Origin of the sequence: Streptomyces sp. NBC_00631 (assembly GCF_045206895.1) — a bacterium.
GTDB lineage: Bacteria > Actinomycetota > Actinomycetes > Streptomycetales > Streptomycetaceae > Streptomyces.
The window spans coordinates 10,158,640-10,173,540 of sequence record NZ_CP107734.1 but is presented as its reverse complement, the minus strand read 5'-3'; the positions used below and the strand labels follow the sequence as shown (position 1 = coordinate 10,173,540).

Genomic DNA, 14,901 nt, shown 5'->3' with positions numbered 1-14,901 from the left:
GTGGGTATGTGGAGACGAACGCCTTCGGCGAGGCCCGGATCGCGCTCAGCGCGGGCCATGCCGGCGAGCCGGACATCCCGCACACCTTCGTGGACTACCAGCCGGCACCGCGCGAGTACGAACTGAGCATCGCGCGGACCGTGTTGCGCGTCCACACCCGGGTGGCGGACCTGTACAGCCGGCCCATGGACCAGACCGAGCACCAACTCAGGCTCGCCGTCCAGGAGTTGCGCGAGCGCCAGGAACACGAGCTGGTCAACGGCCGGGACTTCGGCCTGCTGCACAACGCCGACCACGGCCGGCGCATCTCCACCCACGCGGGCATCGACGAACAGGCGGTCGCCTCCTACCTGGTCACCGCCTGCTACTCGGCCGCCGTCCTGGTCCCCGACGCCCTCGGCATCCTGGAGAACGTGGAGGTGTCCCGCAGGGACTAGGCCAGCACTTCGGCGGTGGTGGTCACCCGGATCAGGGGGCGGTAGAGGTCCAGCAGGTGCAGTGCCTTCGCGTGGGAGTCGTCGTCGGCGCCCGCGCAGGCGTCCGCGACGACCAGGACCTCGATGCCGGCGTCGGCCGCGGGCAGGGCGGTGGACAGGACGCAGCAGTCGGTGCTGACGCCGGCCAGGACCAGGCGGCCGTGCGGGGCGGCGCGGGCCGCGAGTTCGGGGGTCCACTTGCCGAACGTCGGGGCGTCCAGGACGACTTCGGCCTGCTCGGCGAACTCGTCCGTCAGCCGCCACAGGGCGGCGTCGGGGGGCCGGAGCGCGAAGGGCCACTGGTCGTAGTAGGCCCGCCAGGCTCCGTCGGGGTGGGTGGGGGCGACGAAGCGGGTGAAGACCGTGCGGTCGCCGAACGCCGGGAGCAGGCGCCGTACGCCCGCCGCCGCCTCGGCGTAGCGCGGGGCGCCCCAGGGGCCGGCGGGGTCGGCGAAGACGTGCTGCATGTCGATGACGGCCAGGAGGCCGGGCGAGAGCGTCATACGGTCATCGCCGGGGTGCTCGCGGGCAGGCTCTCCTGGGCCCGGACCCGGCCACGGCCCAGGGCCAGGGTGCCGAGGAAGCCGAGCGCCAGGGCGGCCAGGACTCCCAGGTTGGCGTACGCCCAGGCGCCGGACCTGCCGCCGAGACCGAGCGGGTCCAGCAGATAGCCCTGCCAGGTCAGCCAGCTCGCGGCGGTGTTGGTGACCAGGCCCCAGCCGAGGGCCGTGGCGGCGAGCGTGAGAAGCAGGGGCAGGAGCGGGACGTCGCCGTAGCGGCCCTGCGGCCGGTAGAGGTCGGCCTCGTCGTAGTCGCGGCGCCGCAGTGCCAGGTCGGCGAGCACGATCCCGCACCAGGCGGCGATCGGCACGCCGAGGGTGGTGAGGAAGCCCATGAACTGGCCGAGGAAGTCGTCGGCGAAGAAGACGATGTAGACCGCGCCGGCGATCATCAGGACGCCGTCGACCAGGGCGGCGAGGTAGCGGGGCACGGGCAGGCCCGCCGACAGCAGGGCCAGTCCGGAGGAGTAGATGTCGAGGACGGCGCCGCCGACCAGGCCGAGTACGGCGACGACGGCGAACGGGACCAGGAACCAGGTGGGCAGCAGGGTGGTGAGGGCGCCGATGGGGTCGGCGGCGATCGCCTTGTTCAGGGTCGTGGAGGAGCCCGCGAGCAGCAGGCCGAAGACCAGCAGGAGGAGCGGGGCGACGGAGCCGCCGAAGGTGGTCCAGCCGATCACGCCCCGGCTGGAGGAGCCGCGCGGCAGATAACGCGAGTAGTCGGCGGCCGCGTTGACCCAGCCGAGGCCGAAGCCGGTCATCATGAACACCAGCGCGCCGATGAACTCCTGGGCGGAGCCGGACGGGATCGCACTCACCGTCGCCCAGTGGACGTGGTCGGCGACAAGGACGACGTAGACGACGGTGAGGACACCGGTCACCACGGTGATCACGGTCTGCAGCCGCATGATCAGGTCGAAGCCCGTCACACCGCCGGCCACGGTCAGCGCGCAGACCACGATCAGCGCGACCACCTCGGTCTCGGTGCCGCCGCCCCAGCCGAGCCGGGTGAAGACGGTCGCGGTGGCCATGGTGGCGAGGGCGATCAGGACGGTTTCCCAGCCGACGGTGAGCACCCAGGAGACGACCGAGGGCAGCCGGTTGCCCCGGACCCCGTACGCCGCGCGGCTGAGCACCATGGTGGGGGCCGAGCCCCGCTTTCCGGCGACCGCGATGAAGCCGCAGAGCAGAAAGGAGGCGAGGATGCCGAGGACACCGGCGGCCAGCGCCTGCCGGAAGGAGATGCCGAAGCCGAGTGCGAAGGCGCCGTAACTCATCCCGAGGACGGAGACGTTCGCGCCGAACCAGGGCCAGAAGAGGATGCGTGGGGTGCCCTTGCGGTCGGCGTCGCCGATCACGTCGAGCCCGTGCTTCTCGACCTGGAGCTGTCTGCCGGGTTCCCGTGCGTCCGCCATCGTCGGCCCATCTGTCCAGGTGTGTTGGCTGGAGGCTAGGTCGGCCGGTGACGACGGTCAAGGACACCACTCACATGTCGCTCGACGTCTCCCCGCAGCTGCTCGACGAAGCCGAGAACGGCGCGGTGCGGGATGAGGACTTCGTGGAAACCGTCCGTACGTCACTGCCGTACGCGTATGAGCTGATCGCCCGGCCGGCCGTCGAACTGCGCGGCGGGAAAGCCGAGTTCGCCGACAACCAGACCCCGCCGCCCTCGGAGAGGGAACGTGGGCGGCTGCTTCGGGCGCTGTCCTCCGACGCGATCCGCGGCAGCCTGGAGCGGCACTTCGGGGTCGCTCTCGCCTTCCGGAACTGCCACCGGGTCGCGGTGTTCCCGCCCGCGGCGCGGGGCGGCGAGACGCACACCCGGTTCAGCTCGGCGCGCGCGCAGATCCTCAACCAGTCGCCGGAGTTCCGCGACTGCTGAGCCCTCCCCGGGCGGCCGCACGAGAGCCGCCCGGCAGGTCCCGCACTGCGGCGGTGTATGGCACCCCGCTTCGGGGTGCCGTCGCTCGTCTGCGTGGTCAGCCGGCGATGATCTCGGCGAAACGCTCCGCGCCCACGTTGCCCCCGGACAGGACGACGCCGATCCGGCGCGGCAGCGGCGCCACCCGGTGGGCGAGCAGCGCGGCCAGACCGCTGGCGCCGCTCGGCTCCAGGACGGTCTTCAGTCGCTCGAAGGCGAACCGCATCGCGTCCCCGATCTGGTCGTCGCCGACCAGCGAGATGCCGTCCACCAGGCGCTGGTTGACGGAGAAGGTCAGCGCCCCGGGGATGTCCGCGGCCTGGCCGTCGGCGATGGTGCGGGGCACCGGGATCGACACCCGGTGCCCCGCCGCCAGGGACCGCTTCGTGTCGTCGCCGGCCTCCGGCTCGACCCCGACGACCCGGATCCCGGGCAGCAGCCCCTTGGCGGCGGTGGCGCTGCCCGCGATCAGCCCGCCGCCCCCGACCGGCACCACCAGGGCGTCCAACTCGCCGACCTCCTCGATGAGTTCGAGCGCGGCGGTGCCCTGTCCGGCGATGACGTGCGGGTGCTCGTACGGCGGGATGAGCGCGAGCCCGCGTTCGGCGGCGAGGGCCTCGCCGATCGCGACCCGGTCGCCGGTGTAGCGGTCGTACGTCACGATCTCCGCGCCGTATCCGGCGGTCGCCTCCAGCTTGGCGCGCGGGGTGTCCTCGGGCATCACGATGACGGCGGTGGAGCCGAGTTCACGGGCGGCCAGGGCGACGGCCTGGGCGTGGTTGCCGGAGGAGTAGGCGGCGATGCCCTTGGCGAGCTGCGCGGCGGACAGGCGGGACGCGGCGTTGTAGGCGCCCCGGAACTTGAACGCGCCGATGCGCTGGAGGTTCTCGCACTTCAGGAAGACCTCGGCACCGACCAGCTCGTCCAGGGTGCGGGAGCGCAGCACGGGGGTGCGGTGGGCCACTCCCTTGATCCGCGCGGCCGCGTCGTGCACGTCCTGGAGGGTCACGGGCGGGGTGTAGGGCATGTTCGTCCTCCGTTCCGGGCGCCGCCGGGCGCCGGGTGGGTGGCGGCCGCGGGACGCGACATCGGCCGTTCGGTGTCGGCCCGCGACCGGCCGGCGTCGACCGCTTGGACTGATTGTCTATCATCTGGACGTGAAGTCCAGACCCGTCGGGTCAGGGGGCACGGAGGCGAGCGGATGGCACAGGAACCGGCGGCTGCGGGCGGCGAGGCCGCGGCGCGGGCCGAACAGGACGCGATCATCGGGGCGCTGTCCCCGGTCATCGACGGGATCGCGGCGACCTTCGGCACCTTCTGCGAGGTCGTCGTCCACGACTTCCGCCGCCCGGAGCACTCCGTCGTCGCCCTCGCCGGATCGGTCACCGGCCGTAGTGTCGGCGGCTCGATGAGCGAGATCGGCATGAAACTGCTGGCGTCCGGCGACGCGGCGAGCGACGAGCTGAACTACCTGACCCGCACCCGGGACGGGAAACTGGTCAAGTCGTCCACGATGGTGCTGCGCGACTCGCGCGGTACGGCGTTCGGGGCGCTGTGCGTGAACCTCGACGTCACGGCCGTCCACCAGGTGCACGCCCTGGTCGGCGGCCTCGCCGGGGTCACCGCCGGGCCCGGGGCGCCGCCGACCACCACGTTCGGCGACGACATCACCGCCGTACTGGACTCGGTCGTCGACGCCCGCCAGCTCCGCCGGGCCAAGCCGTGGCCCCACCTCACCCGCGAGGAACGGCTGGAGCTGTTCCGGGACCTCGACCGGCAGGGCGTCTTCGCGGTGCGCGGTGCGGTCCAGCAGGTCGCCACCCGCCTCGGCATCTCCCGGGCCTCCGCCTACAACTACCTGTCGGCGACCCGCGCCGGCTGACCGACCGGGCGCGTGGGTGGTGCGGGTGACGGTGGTGGCGGTGAAGGGGCCGCACTGGGTCCAGGTCGTGCCGCCGTTGGTGCTCCTGTCCATCCAGACGCGGTCGCCGTAACGGACCCCGGTGATCCGGGCCCAGACCACTTCGCTGCCGTTCAGGGTGCCGGTCAGCAGCTGGACGGTCGGTGTGTGTCCGATCCCGCGCAGCCGTACGGGCGCGACGACGACCTGGCCCGCCGTCAAAGAGGTGGTCGGCCAGGGTCCGTTCCGGCAGGCGCTGTCCTGCTGCGCGTCGGCCGCACCCGGGCCCGCGTCCTCACCGCGCTCCTCGCGCCCGCCACCACCGGCGAACTCGCCCGCCGTCTCCCCACCTCCCTCGCCACCGCCGGCCAGCACGTCCACGCCCTGCGGTACGCGGCCCTGGTCCTCGGCCGCCGCGAGGGCAACCAGGTGCTGCACATCCTGACCCCACTGGGCGCCGCCCTGGCGCACGGCACGGCCGTGTGACCGCCCGGCGCCCCGGGCACCGGCCCGTGGCTCTACCGGACCGGCGACAGTCCTGCCCGGCGCATGCCGGCCGCCCACTCCAGCCGGCTCACCACCGTCGACCCGCTGCCGGTCGCCTCGGTCACCAGCTGCGTACCAGGCGGCGGCTCGGTCGGGTGCGCTACCCGATGTCGACGACCCGTGCCCAGGCGGGCGGTGCGTCCGGTACGTAGTCGGAGTCGTCCGTGTGCCATGAGGTGCTGCCGTACTGCCGGGGGAACAGGCCCACCACCGTCCGGCAGGCCGGCTGGGTCTTCGGCCAGGGTGTCTGGCCGTCGGTGAGAGCCACCACGACGTCCGGGGCCGGCCGCGCCCGCAGCGCCCTGGCGAAGCCCGCGCGCAGGTCGGTACCGCCGCCGCCGACCAGCGCGATGCCCTCGGCGCGGCACAGCGGCTGCACCGTCCGGGCGGCCGCGTCGCAGGACAGCACGGAGACCAGGTCCCGGCGGCCGCCGACGGCACGGGCGATCGCGGCCACCTCCAGCAGGGCGCTGCCCAGTTCGGCGTCGCTGACCGAACCGGAGGTGTCGATGACGACCGAGACCCGGGGCGGGCGGCGGCGCAGGCTCGGGAGGATCACGCCGGGCAGCCCGGCCGAGCGGCGCGACGGGCGGCCGTAGCTGTAGTCGTCACCGGCGCCCGCTGCCGAGGCCGCCGAGCGGACCGCGGCGCCCAGCAACTCCCGCCAGGGCTGGGGCGGATGGAAGGCCTCCTCCGCCCAGCGCCGCCAGCCGTCCGGCGTGCTGCCCGGCCGCCCGGTGATGGCCTGCGCCACCCGGAACCGGACCCCGTCACGCTCCTGTTCGCTGAGGCCGTGCGCACCGTCCGGCCCCAGGTCCCACTCCCGTTCCCGGCCGTCGGCCCCACTGCCGCAGTCCAGCCAGGTGAGGTCCTGCGTCAGCGGCCCGAGCCGGAACTGGCGCAGGTAGTCCTCCATCAACTGGCCTTCGGGCAGCCGCAGCATGTACGGCCGGACGGCGCCCCGGGGCTGGGCAAGGCCGTCGCCGTACGCGTCGTCGTTGATCTCCAGGTCCGCCGCGATGTTCATCCGCAGCCGTTCCCCGGCTCCGGTCAGCCCGCGTTCCCGCGCCACCCGGTCGCTGCGCGTGTGGTGGTCGCGCAGCAGGTGCGACACCTCGTGCACCCACACCCCGGCCAGGTCCTCCTCCGGCATCCGGTCCACGAAGGCGGGCGAGACATAGCACCGCCAGTGCTTGTCGACGGCCATGGTCGGCACCTGCCGGGACGCCACGACGTGCAGGGCGAACAGCGCCGTCGCGAGATAGGGCCGGACCCGGGCAGCCTGCAGCCGGGCGGCGTAGAGCTTGTCCAGGTCCAGCGCCACGGCCGGGTCGGGGCGCAGGTCGGTGCCCGGGTCGGCGCTCGGGTCGGTGCCCGGGTCGGCGCTCGGGTCGGTGCTCGGGTCGGTGACCGCGTCGGCGCACGGTTCGGCGCACGGTTCTGCGCTCGGGTCGGTGACCGCGTCGGCGCCCGGTTCTGCGCTCGGGTCGGTGACCGCGTCGGCGCCCGGTTCTGCGCTCGGGTCGGTGGCCGCGTCGGTGCTCGGGTCGGTGACCGCGTCGGCGCACGGTTCCGTGGTCATCGGCCGGCCTTCGCGGTGACGCGTTCGGCGGCCCGGTCGGCACGGCGGGACACCGCCGCCACTCCGGCGAGCCTTTCGATCGCCGCCGGGACGTCCCAGTCGTCCCGGCGCAGCGAGGCCAGGGTGGTGGCGGGGACGACCACGAGGTCGGGGGCTCCGGTGTCCAGGGCCCGCACCAGCAGGGCCCAGGCGGCGTCCCAGCGGGGCCGGTCCGGCCGTTCGCGGACCGCCGCGACCACGCCGTCCAGCACGGCCTGGCGCAGATCACCGCGCTCGGGCAGGTCGGCCGCGGCCGGGTCGGCGAGCAGCGTCTCGGGGTCCGGGAGCTCCATCCGGTCCACGCTCGCCAGCAGTTCGAGCCCTGGCCCGTCCCCGACCGTCCCTCTCACCAGCAGGGAGAGCACGTCCCGGGAGGAGCCGGCGGCCTGCGCGAAGGCGACCAGTCGCAGTGTCATGTCCCAGCTGCGAGGTGACGGCCAGGCGCCGCCCCGCCGCATCTCGCCGCTCGGCAGCCGGTGCACGAGCGTGGGGCGGGTGGCGAGCAGACCGCACACCGCACGGCGCGCGAAGTCCACGGCGGCGGGCAGCCGGTCCGGGTCGAGCCGGGGCAGGGTCGCCCGCGGCCAGGTGCCACCGAGACCGCGGACGACGACCTCGTGGTCGTGGGCCCACTGCAGGTGCACGAACCGGTTGGCCAGCGGCGGGCTCAGCTCCCAGCCGTCCGCGGCCGAGGAACGCGGGTTGGCGGCGGCCACGATCCGTACGCCGGGCGGGAGTCGTAGCGCGCCCACCCGACGCTCCAGGACCAGCCGGAGCAGGGCCGCCTGTACGGCCGGGGGCGCGGTGGACAGTTCGTCGAGGAACAACAGGCCACGGCCGGCCTGCACCAGCCGTACCGCCCAGTCCGGCGGCGCCATCGGGACGCCCTGGACGGCCGGGTCGTCTCCCACGACGGGCAGGCCGGAGAAGTCGGACGGCTCGTGCACACTGGCGATCACCGTGGTCAGCGGCAGGTCGAGCGCCTCGGCCAGCCGGTTCAGGGCGGCGGTCTTGCCGATGCCGGGCTCGCCCCACAGCAGGACGGGCAGGTCGGCGGCGACGGCGAGGGTGAGCGCCTCCAGCTGGGTGTCGGGCCGGGGTTCGGTGGCGGAGTCGCCGAGCAGCCCCAACAGGGTGTCCGCTACGGCGAGTTGGTCAGGGGCATGAGTGGTCATGAACGATCACCTCGGGGTGTGAGAAAGCAAGTGGGTGGGTGTCAGCGCCAGTCGGCGGGGCGAGGGCCCAGGCGTGGGTCGCGGACGGACCGGCGTCGCCGGGTGCGGACGGGTCCGGTGCGGGATCCGACGAGTCCCGCCCGGTAGAGGCCGTACGTGATCCGGCGTTGCGCGGCCGACTCCAGCTCGTCCTTCAACGGGCCCTCGCGCAGGACGGCTTCGGGACCCAGCAGGCCTTCGACGACCGCGAGCGCGCCGGCGACGTCCCCGTGGTCGAGGCGTTCACGGACGCCGGTGAGGCAGTCGGGGCGGCGGTGCGCCTCGTCGATCACCCGCAGGCAGGGCAGCGGCGGGCCACCGAGTGCCACCAGCAGTTCCTCGCGCCGCAGTTCGTCCGGGGAGTGGTCCAGCGGGGACAGCACCCCGTCGACCATGCCGATCCGGTGCCGGGCGCCCCGGCACTCCACGAGGCCCGGCTGCCGGCCCGGGTCCGGGTCCGGGAGCGGCGTCCGGGCGGCCGCCTCATGGCCGGGGACGAGCGCCGCGGCGACCAGCGGATGCAACCTGCCGGCGTCGACCAGCCCGGCACGCAGCAGCTCCAGATCGGGGAGCGTCCAGGTCGCCGCGTCGGGCAGCACGGGCAGCGCCCCGGTGCCGGCATCCCGGCCGACGGACATGGTCCCGTCGCCCGCGAGGCACAGCGCGAGCCGCTGCCGGCCGCTCAGGCGTACGGCGACGGTCCCGCTGTCCCGCCCCTCGGCGCCCAGCACGATCCGCGCCTCGTCCGCCCAACGCTCCGTGGCACACGAGCTTCCTTCCCGGGGCGGGAGCCGTGCGGCGAACGAGAACCCGTCCGCAGCCGCGAGCCGCTCGCCGCCCGGAGGACGGCCGCCGCCCGGGAGATCCCCGCCGCTCAGGGGGTCGTCGCCGCTCGGAGGCCACTCCCCACCTGAACCTGAAGGCCATATGTCACCCGCGGCCCATACGTCACCCCAAGACCGTTCGCCGCCCGGGAGTCGGCCGGCGCCCGCAGCATGTTCCCGGCCCGCCGGCCGGTCGGCGCCCGAGCGGGTCCGCAGCTCTCCGGCGGCATCCGCGTCCCACAGGTGGCGGTGCAGGTCGAAACGGAACCGCCGGCTGGGGTGCGGATGTGGATGCCCCCGGGCGGCGGGCTCGCTCAGCGTGCCGTCCCACAGCGCGAGGCTGATCCGCTGCCCTGCGTCGGCCCAGGCGGGTGGGGTCCGGACCACGAGGCACAGCGAGCCGTCCCCGGCGTCGTAGCGGGCGAGTGGCATGGTCAGCCCCGGCCGCAGCAGCCCGTCGGGCGCGATCCGCGGCAGATGCCAGCGCAGCAGGTCGGGCGCCAGCCGGCGCAGGTCCGCACGGACCCGTGTCTTCACGTCCCGGCCCCAGGCACGGGCCAGGGCACGCAGGTCGAGGTCGATGTCGAAACCGGCGGCGGCACAGGCCCCCGCCCAGTCCCCGACGGTGCGGCGGGCGGTCGCGGTCTCGATCATGAGGGGCGGCACGGCGAACTCGCGCACGCGCCGCCACAGGCAGAGGCGGGTGTCCTCGTCCGTGAAGTGAGTGGCCATCAGCACTCACCTTGAACGGACGGGGCCCCCAATCTGACAGCAGAGTGAGTGGTCATCGCGGGGAGCATACGGCGGCCTCGTCCCGGCCTGCCAGTCAATTACGCACCGGCCCGCACTTCACAGCCGGCCTCAACCGGCCCACCGCCGCCGCCCTGGCGCTCCTGCCGTTGCCGTTACGGCTGCGGCCGCCGGCGGTGCCGGTCGTCCACACGGTGCTCACCCTCGCCCTGGTACTGGGCGGCCAGCAGTACTTCGCGAACGTCTCGCGCCATCTGCTGCCCGCCTTCCCGCTGTTCGTCCCCCCTGGCGGTCGCGCTGCGCCGGATCAGCCTGCCCTGCCTCGGCGTTCTGCTGGGCATCGCGGCAGTGGCCTCCGGCTCGTACGCGGGCCACGCCCTGTTCGAGCTCGGAGTGCCCTGACGACGGCGCGCTCCGCCCGGACGACGGCTCAGGCCTTCTTGACGGCCACCCCGCCGTAGAAGCCGATCTCCTCGGAGCCGGCCGGCGGGGTGGTGTCCGGGCGCCAGAACGGGACCTGGGCCACGCCGGGTTCGACCAGCTCGAACCCCTCGAAGAACCGCTCGACGCGGTCCCGGGGGCGCAGGTTCATGGAGGCGGTCGCGTTGTTGTAGACGGCCTGGGCCTCGCTGCGGTCGCCGGCGAAGTCGTCGGTGGCGTGCGAGAGCACCAGGAAGCTGCCGGCCGGGAGCGCGTCGCGCAGGGTGGCCACGATCCGCTCGGGCTCCTCCTCGTCGCGGATGAAGTGGAGGATGGCGACGAGGAAGAGGGCGACGGGCCGGCCGAAGTCGATGATCCGGCGCACCTCGGGATGGTCGATGACGGACCGCGGGTCGCGCAGGTCGGCGAGGACGATGCTGGTGGTGCCGGCCCGGCTGAGCAGCGCGTCGCCGTGGGCCTTGACGATCGGGTCGTTGTCGACGTAGGCGACGCGGACGTCCGGTGCCAGTTCCTGGGCTATCTCGTGCACGTTGGGCGAGGTGGGCAGCCCGGTGCCGATGTCGAGGATCTGGCGGACGCCGCTGTCGATGACGTGCCGGACCGCGCGCTGCAGGAAGCCGCGGTTGGCCCGTACGGAGATCCACACCTCGGGCGCGGCGGCGGCGAGCTGGTCGCCGGCCTTGCGGTCCACCTCGTAGTTGTCCTTGCCGCCCAGCAGGTAGTCGTAGATCCGCGCGGGATGCGGCTTGCTGGTGTCGATATCCACGGCCCCGGTGCCGTCCTGCGTCACGTGCGCTCCTCTCAACGACCGTCCCGGCCCCCCATGGCTCACCGACGGCTGGCGACAGCTTTCCACATCAACTTCTGCAGCCGTGCACGGAGTTCCCCGCTCCCTCTCTTCTCTGCTCCCCCTACGGTCGACCGACCGGGCCGGACGTGACTACCATCGGGGCCAGGTGCCCGGGCAGGTGGCCCGGATTGGTTGGGGGTTTTACATGGTTACTGGTCGTGTGGTGCGGTTCGACAGCTCGCGCGGGTACGGGTTCATCACTCCGGACGGTGGTGGAGAGGACGTCTTCCTGCATGTGAACGACATGCAGATGCCGGAGTCGTACGTCCGCCCCGGCGTGGCCGTCGAGTTCGACATCGACAGCGGCGAACGCGGTCCGAAGGCGTCCGGGGTCCGGCTCGCCCGGGGAGCCGACGTCCGCACGCTCGGTCCGGACGACGACTCGCTGTGCGATCTGCTCAGCGCGGAGGAGTTCACCCGCGAGGTCACCGAGACGCTGCTGGCGTCGGCGCCCACGCTCACCGCCGAGGAGATCGTGCGGGTCCGGGGCGCGCTGGCCCAGTTCGCGAAGAACCACGGCTGGATCGAGGGCTGACCGCCCGCGGCGGGCGGCCGGTTCACGCGTCGCGCGAGCGGAGCAGCCGGCCGCCCGCCGTGAGGGCGGCGACCGTCCACAGGGTGAGGACGCCCAGCCCCTGCCAGGGGCCGACGGGCAGCCGGTCGGCGCCGACGGTCGCCTGGACGGCCAGGCCGGCCGTCATCGGCGAGAACTGCCGCAGGTGGCGCTGCCAGTCGGGGTCGGCCACGACCTGGGCGAGGACCGGGAGGACGAACAGCAGGGCCAGTACGAGGCCGATCGCGGTGGCAGAGTTCCGCACGGCGAGCGCCAGGCCCAGGCTCAGCAGACCGATCAGGGCCAGGTAGAGCACGGAGCCCGCCGCTGCCCGCAGGGTGGGTCCGTCGGTCAACGACAAGGCCGCGTAGCCGTGTTCCGGGGTGAAGCCCCGGCCCGGCTCGACCAGCCGGCCGATCAGCAGTGAACCGAGCACCGAGACCGTCGCGGCCGCCAGTGTCACGGCGGTGAGGACGGCGGCCTTGGAGAAAAGGACCGTCAGCCGTCGCGGGACCGCCGTGAGGGTCGTGCGCATCATGCCGGTGCCGTACTCGTTGCCGGCCGCCAGGACGGCGAGGACCGCGACCGCGACCTGCCCGGCCATCACCCCGGTCAGGCTCAGCCGCGTGGGGTCACCGCCGCAGCCCCGGACGTCGCATCGCGAGGTCATCGCCACCCCGGCGCCGACCGCCACGGTCAGCGCGACCAGGCTGAGCACCAGCCAGCCGTTGGCCGCGTCGGTGCGCAGCTTCGTCCACTCCGCGTGCCCGGCGCGCCTCATACGTCCCTCCGGCGCAGCAGCACCACGGCGGCACCGAACGCGACCGCGGCGTAGCCGCACAGCACCGCGAACCCGGCCCAGGGCGAGAGCGGGAAGTACCCGGACGACGGCGCGTAGACGGTGACCACCTGGTCGTACCGCAGGACGCTCTGCTGGACGGCGAACCCGGCGGCCGGGGTGACCCGCAGCAGCCACTCGGCCGGCCCGTCGGGCAGCACCGACGCCGTCGCGAGCAAGTAGGGCAGGACCATGCCCACGACCACCACGGTGACGGCGACGGCGCCGCGCCGCAGGATCGTGCCGACGCCGAGGGCGAGGACGGCGGCGGCGGCGAGCAGCAGGCCGGTGCCGACGACGACCCGCGCCTCGGTGCCGGCCGGCACGGTGAGCACCGGGAAGCCGCCGGCCCGCGAACGCACTGCGCCGAGCGGGACCATCACCGCGGCGGCGGCCGTCCCGGCGAGGAAGGCGACCCCGCCCACCACGAGCGCCTTGGCCACGAGGACCCGGCCGCGGCGCGGACTGGCGGCGAGGGTGAGGCTGATCAGTCCCCGCCGGTACTCGACGGTGATGGAGCCGGCGGCGACCACCACGACCAGGACGAGCCCGGCGAACGCGCCGACGAGGAAGTTCTCGATGGTGCGCACACCGCTGGCGGCCGGGCCGCCGACGACCGGCGCGATGTCCCCGGCCCCGGTCACGGTGTAGCCGGGGCCGGACCGGACGGCCGCGCCCTTCGTGTTCTCGGCGTAGCTGCCCGAGACACCGGCGTCGTCGCCCACCTGCCGGTACCGCCAGTTGCCCGCGGTCCACCCACCGTCCAGGGCGATCCGGTCGAAGCCGCCGGTGGCCACCGCGGGCGCGAAGCCGGAGCCGGTCCCGGTGGACTGCTCGGCCGACGGCGAGGTCACGAACAGCCCGGCCTGGACGGTGTCCTGGAGCCCCGCCAGCCGGGCGGTGCCGACCTCGCTCCAGGCATGGCCGTCGGCGGACTGGTAGCCCGTGAGGAGGTCGCCCTCGCGGCGCAGTCTGAGCCAGCGGGGTGACGTGACGGAGACCGTGCCGGCCGCTCCGGCGACGTCGTGGGTGTAGTCGTACTGCATCCGCACGCCGTGGGCGCCGGTGACCATGAGCGCCGCGTACGCCGAGCCCTGCGTCAGGCCCTCCTTGACGATGATCCCGGCCTTCGCCCAGGGGGCGAGGCCGGGTCTGGTGTGGCCGGGGCCGGTGGCGATCACGCCGGTGAGCGAGGTCACGGCGACGGTGATCGTGCCGTCGCCGGTCAGCGGCCGGTGCACGAAGGAGAAGGCGTCGTTGACCGCCTCCCCGCCCGGCCCGACGGGGAGGGACGAGCCGGTGCCCTGGTTGCCGGCCGCGGTGGCGAGCAGCCCGACCAGGCAGACGACGAGGGCGGCGCCGACGGTGCTCGCCCACCAGCCGCGCACGGTACGGAACTTGGTCCACTCCGCGTGCAGCAGCGGTCCGAACCCGCCGAGGGCGGCCGTGGTCATCGGCCGGCCTCCTCGGGCAGGGTCCCCTGGTACTGGACGGCGTCGCGGGTCAGCTCCATGTACGCCTCTTCGAGGGAGGCGCGGTGCGCGGTGACCTCGGCGAACGGCACGCCGTGCCCGGCGAGCAGCGAGACGACCCGCTCGGCGGGCAGCCCGGTGACGGTGACCGTGCCGGGGCCGGTGGAGCTGGCGGTGGCGCCGGCGCGGGCGAGCACGGTCATGGCGTCGGCGCGGGCGGAGGTACGCAGCGTGACCTGTCCTCGGGAGACGGAGTCCAGCAGCTCGGAGACGCTCATGTCGGCGACGACCCGGCCCCGGCCGACCACGATCACCTGGTCGGCGGTGTCCTGGAATTCGCCCATGAGGTGGCTGGAGACCAGGACGGCCCGGCCCTCTGCGGCGAGGGCGGCGAGGAAGCCGCGCATCCACCGGAACCCCTCCGGGTCGAGGCCGTTGAACGGTTCGTCAAGCATCACCGCGGGCGGGTCGCCGAGCAGGGCGGCCGCGATGCCGAGCCGCTGCCGCATGCCGAGCGAGAAGCCGCCCGCCCTGCGGTCGGCCACGTCCCGCAGCCCGACCTGCCGGAGCACCTCGCCGACCCGTCCGGCGCGCAGGCCCTGGGAGTGCGCCAGCCACAGCAGGTGGTGGCGGGCGGTGCGGGCGGGCTGGACGGCCGCGGCGTCCAGCAGCGCCCCGATGTGGGTGAAGGGGGTGCGCAGGTCCCGGTACGGGCGGCCGCCGACGAGGGCGCTGCCCTCGTCGGGCCGGTCCAGGCCGAGGATCACCCGCATCGTGGTGGACTTGCCGGCGCCGTTGGGGCCCACGAAGCCGGTGACCCGGCCGGGCCGGACGGTGAACTCCATCCCGTCCAGCGCCCGCACGCTCCCGAAGCGCTTGTGCAAGTCCCTGACCTCGATCGTCGTTTCCATGACCGCCAGGCTAGGAAGCGCGGC

General features: G+C 74.0%; 14 protein-coding genes and 2 pseudogenes. 6 read left to right on the top strand and 10 right to left on the bottom strand.

Annotation, left to right across the window (positions count from 1 at the left end; all coding sequences use genetic code 11):
- Positions 1 to 14 precede the first annotated feature (14 nt).
- Positions 15 to 437: pseudogene (locus OHB00_RS45810) on the top strand (hypothetical protein); the annotation flags it as partial.
- On the opposite strand, the gene OHB00_RS45805 reads toward OHB00_RS45810, so the two are convergent.
- Both OHB00_RS45805 and OHB00_RS45800 read right to left on the bottom strand, forming a co-directional pair.
- Positions 434 to 979: a cysteine hydrolase family protein gene (locus OHB00_RS45805; protein ID WP_406444203.1), complete on the bottom strand. Its 546-nt coding sequence runs from the start codon at positions 977 to 979 to the stop codon at positions 434 to 436. The pseudogene OHB00_RS45810 and the gene OHB00_RS45805 sit on opposite strands and share 4 nt — an antisense overlap.
- Positions 976 to 2,451, bottom strand: a complete 1,476-nt coding sequence (locus OHB00_RS45800; protein ID WP_406444201.1) for a purine-cytosine permease family protein — start codon at positions 2,449 to 2,451, stop codon at positions 976 to 978. The genes OHB00_RS45805 and OHB00_RS45800 overlap by 4 nt, the downstream gene beginning before the upstream one ends.
- 74 nt (positions 2,452 to 2,525) lie before the next feature.
- On the opposite strand from OHB00_RS45800, the gene OHB00_RS45795 reads away from it, so the two are divergent.
- Positions 2,526 to 2,918 carry an SCO5389 family protein gene (locus tag OHB00_RS45795; protein ID WP_406444199.1) on the top strand — a complete coding sequence of 131 codons (393 nt, stop codon included), beginning with the start codon at positions 2,526 to 2,528 and terminating at the stop codon, positions 2,916 to 2,918.
- A 97-nt stretch (positions 2,919 to 3,015) separates the two neighbouring features.
- Here OHB00_RS45795 and OHB00_RS45790 read toward each other — a convergent pair whose 3' ends face one another.
- A complete protein-coding gene (locus OHB00_RS45790; RefSeq protein WP_406444197.1) occupies positions 3,016 to 3,984 on the bottom strand; it encodes a pyridoxal-phosphate dependent enzyme in 969 nt (322 codons plus the stop codon).
- A 174-nt stretch (positions 3,985 to 4,158) separates the two neighbouring features.
- On the opposite strand from OHB00_RS45790, the gene OHB00_RS45785 reads away from it, so the two are divergent.
- Both OHB00_RS45785 and OHB00_RS45780 read left to right on the top strand, forming a co-directional pair.
- The gene (locus OHB00_RS45785; protein ID WP_406444195.1) at positions 4,159 to 4,839 is read left to right on the top strand and encodes a transcriptional regulator; all 681 of its coding nucleotides are present in this window, start codon (positions 4,159 to 4,161) and stop codon (positions 4,837 to 4,839) included.
- A 186-nt stretch (positions 4,840 to 5,025) separates the two neighbouring features.
- On the top strand, positions 5,026 to 5,343 hold the full coding sequence (locus OHB00_RS45780) for an ArsR/SmtB family transcription factor (RefSeq protein WP_406444193.1): 318 nt from the start codon (positions 5,026 to 5,028) through the stop codon (positions 5,341 to 5,343).
- Positions 5,344 to 5,503: 160 nt separating this feature from the next.
- On the opposite strand, the gene OHB00_RS45775 is transcribed toward OHB00_RS45780, so the two are convergent.
- The 3 genes from OHB00_RS45775 to OHB00_RS45765 are packed head-to-tail and all read right to left on the bottom strand — an operon-like array spanning position 5,504 to position 9,794.
- On the bottom strand, positions 5,504 to 6,985 hold the full coding sequence (locus OHB00_RS45775; RefSeq protein ID WP_406444192.1) for a DUF2201 family putative metallopeptidase: 1,482 nt from the start codon (positions 6,983 to 6,985) through the stop codon (positions 5,504 to 5,506).
- The gene (locus OHB00_RS45770) at positions 6,982 to 8,199 is read right to left on the bottom strand and encodes an AAA family ATPase (RefSeq protein WP_406444190.1); all 1,218 of its coding nucleotides are present in this window, start codon (positions 8,197 to 8,199) and stop codon (positions 6,982 to 6,984) included. The genes OHB00_RS45775 and OHB00_RS45770 overlap by 4 nt, the downstream gene beginning before the upstream one ends.
- Before the next feature lie 41 nt (positions 8,200 to 8,240).
- Positions 8,241 to 9,794, bottom strand: coding sequence for a hypothetical protein (locus OHB00_RS45765; protein ID WP_406444188.1), 1,554 nt, complete (start codon positions 9,792 to 9,794; stop codon positions 8,241 to 8,243).
- 152 nt (positions 9,795 to 9,946) lie between these two features.
- On the opposite strand from OHB00_RS45765, the pseudogene OHB00_RS45760 reads away from it, so the two are divergent.
- Positions 9,947 to 10,214, top strand: a pseudogene (locus OHB00_RS45760) (hypothetical protein); the annotation flags it as partial.
- A gap of 28 nt (positions 10,215 to 10,242) precedes the next feature.
- On the opposite strand, the gene OHB00_RS45755 reads toward OHB00_RS45760, so the two are convergent.
- Positions 10,243 to 11,043: an SAM-dependent methyltransferase gene (locus OHB00_RS45755; RefSeq protein ID WP_406444186.1), complete on the bottom strand. Its 801-nt coding sequence runs from the start codon at positions 11,041 to 11,043 to the stop codon at positions 10,243 to 10,245.
- A gap of 205 nt (positions 11,044 to 11,248) precedes the next feature.
- On the opposite strand from OHB00_RS45755, the gene OHB00_RS45750 reads away from it, so the two are divergent.
- Positions 11,249 to 11,638, top strand: a complete 390-nt coding sequence (locus OHB00_RS45750) for a cold-shock protein (RefSeq protein WP_406444177.1) — start codon at positions 11,249 to 11,251, stop codon at positions 11,636 to 11,638.
- 22 nt (positions 11,639 to 11,660) lie between these two features.
- Here OHB00_RS45750 and OHB00_RS45745 read toward each other — a convergent pair whose 3' ends face one another.
- From OHB00_RS45745 to OHB00_RS45735, 3 genes are read right to left on the bottom strand one after another with little or no spacing between them, the layout of a single operon-like run.
- Positions 11,661 to 12,437, bottom strand: coding sequence for an ABC transporter permease (locus OHB00_RS45745; protein WP_406444175.1), 777 nt, complete (start codon positions 12,435 to 12,437; stop codon positions 11,661 to 11,663).
- Entirely contained in the window at positions 12,434 to 13,948 is a 1,515-nt protein-coding gene (locus tag OHB00_RS45740; protein WP_406444173.1) for an ABC transporter permease subunit, read from the bottom strand. The genes OHB00_RS45745 and OHB00_RS45740 overlap by 4 nt, the downstream gene beginning before the upstream one ends.
- Positions 13,945 to 14,877, bottom strand: coding sequence for an ATP-binding cassette domain-containing protein (locus tag OHB00_RS45735; RefSeq protein ID WP_406444171.1), 933 nt, complete (start codon positions 14,875 to 14,877; stop codon positions 13,945 to 13,947). The genes OHB00_RS45740 and OHB00_RS45735 overlap by 4 nt, the downstream gene beginning before the upstream one ends.
- Positions 14,878 to 14,901: the final 24 nt, after the last annotated feature.

Excerpts from the sequence above, each read along its gene's own strand:
- OHB00_RS45805 (WP_406444203.1), bottom strand. The coding sequence starts at position 979 with ATGACGCTCTCGCCCGGCCTCCTGGCCGTCATCGACATGCAGCACGTC.
- OHB00_RS45800 (WP_406444201.1), bottom strand. The coding sequence starts at position 2,451 with ATGGCGGACGCACGGGAACCCGGCAGACAGCTCCAGGTCGAGAAGCAC.
- OHB00_RS45795 (WP_406444199.1), top strand. The coding sequence starts at position 2,526 with ATGTCGCTCGACGTCTCCCCGCAGCTGCTCGACGAAGCCGAGAACGGC.
- OHB00_RS45790 (WP_406444197.1), bottom strand. The coding sequence starts at position 3,984 with ATGCCCTACACCCCGCCCGTGACCCTCCAGGACGTGCACGACGCGGCC.
- OHB00_RS45785 (WP_406444195.1), top strand. The coding sequence starts at position 4,159 with ATGGCACAGGAACCGGCGGCTGCGGGCGGCGAGGCCGCGGCGCGGGCC.
- OHB00_RS45775 (WP_406444192.1), bottom strand. The coding sequence starts at position 6,985 with ATGACCACGGAACCGTGCGCCGACGCGGTCACCGACCCGAGCACCGAC.
- OHB00_RS45770 (WP_406444190.1), bottom strand. The coding sequence starts at position 8,199 with ATGACCACTCATGCCCCTGACCAACTCGCCGTAGCGGACACCCTGTTG.
- OHB00_RS45765 (WP_406444188.1), bottom strand. The coding sequence starts at position 9,794 with ATGGCCACTCACTTCACGGACGAGGACACCCGCCTCTGCCTGTGGCGG.
- OHB00_RS45750 (WP_406444177.1), top strand. The coding sequence starts at position 11,249 with ATGGTTACTGGTCGTGTGGTGCGGTTCGACAGCTCGCGCGGGTACGGG.
- OHB00_RS45745 (WP_406444175.1), bottom strand. The coding sequence starts at position 12,437 with ATGAGGCGCGCCGGGCACGCGGAGTGGACGAAGCTGCGCACCGACGCG.
- OHB00_RS45740 (WP_406444173.1), bottom strand. The coding sequence starts at position 13,948 with ATGACCACGGCCGCCCTCGGCGGGTTCGGACCGCTGCTGCACGCGGAG.
- OHB00_RS45735 (WP_406444171.1), bottom strand. The coding sequence starts at position 14,877 with ATGGAAACGACGATCGAGGTCAGGGACTTGCACAAGCGCTTCGGGAGC.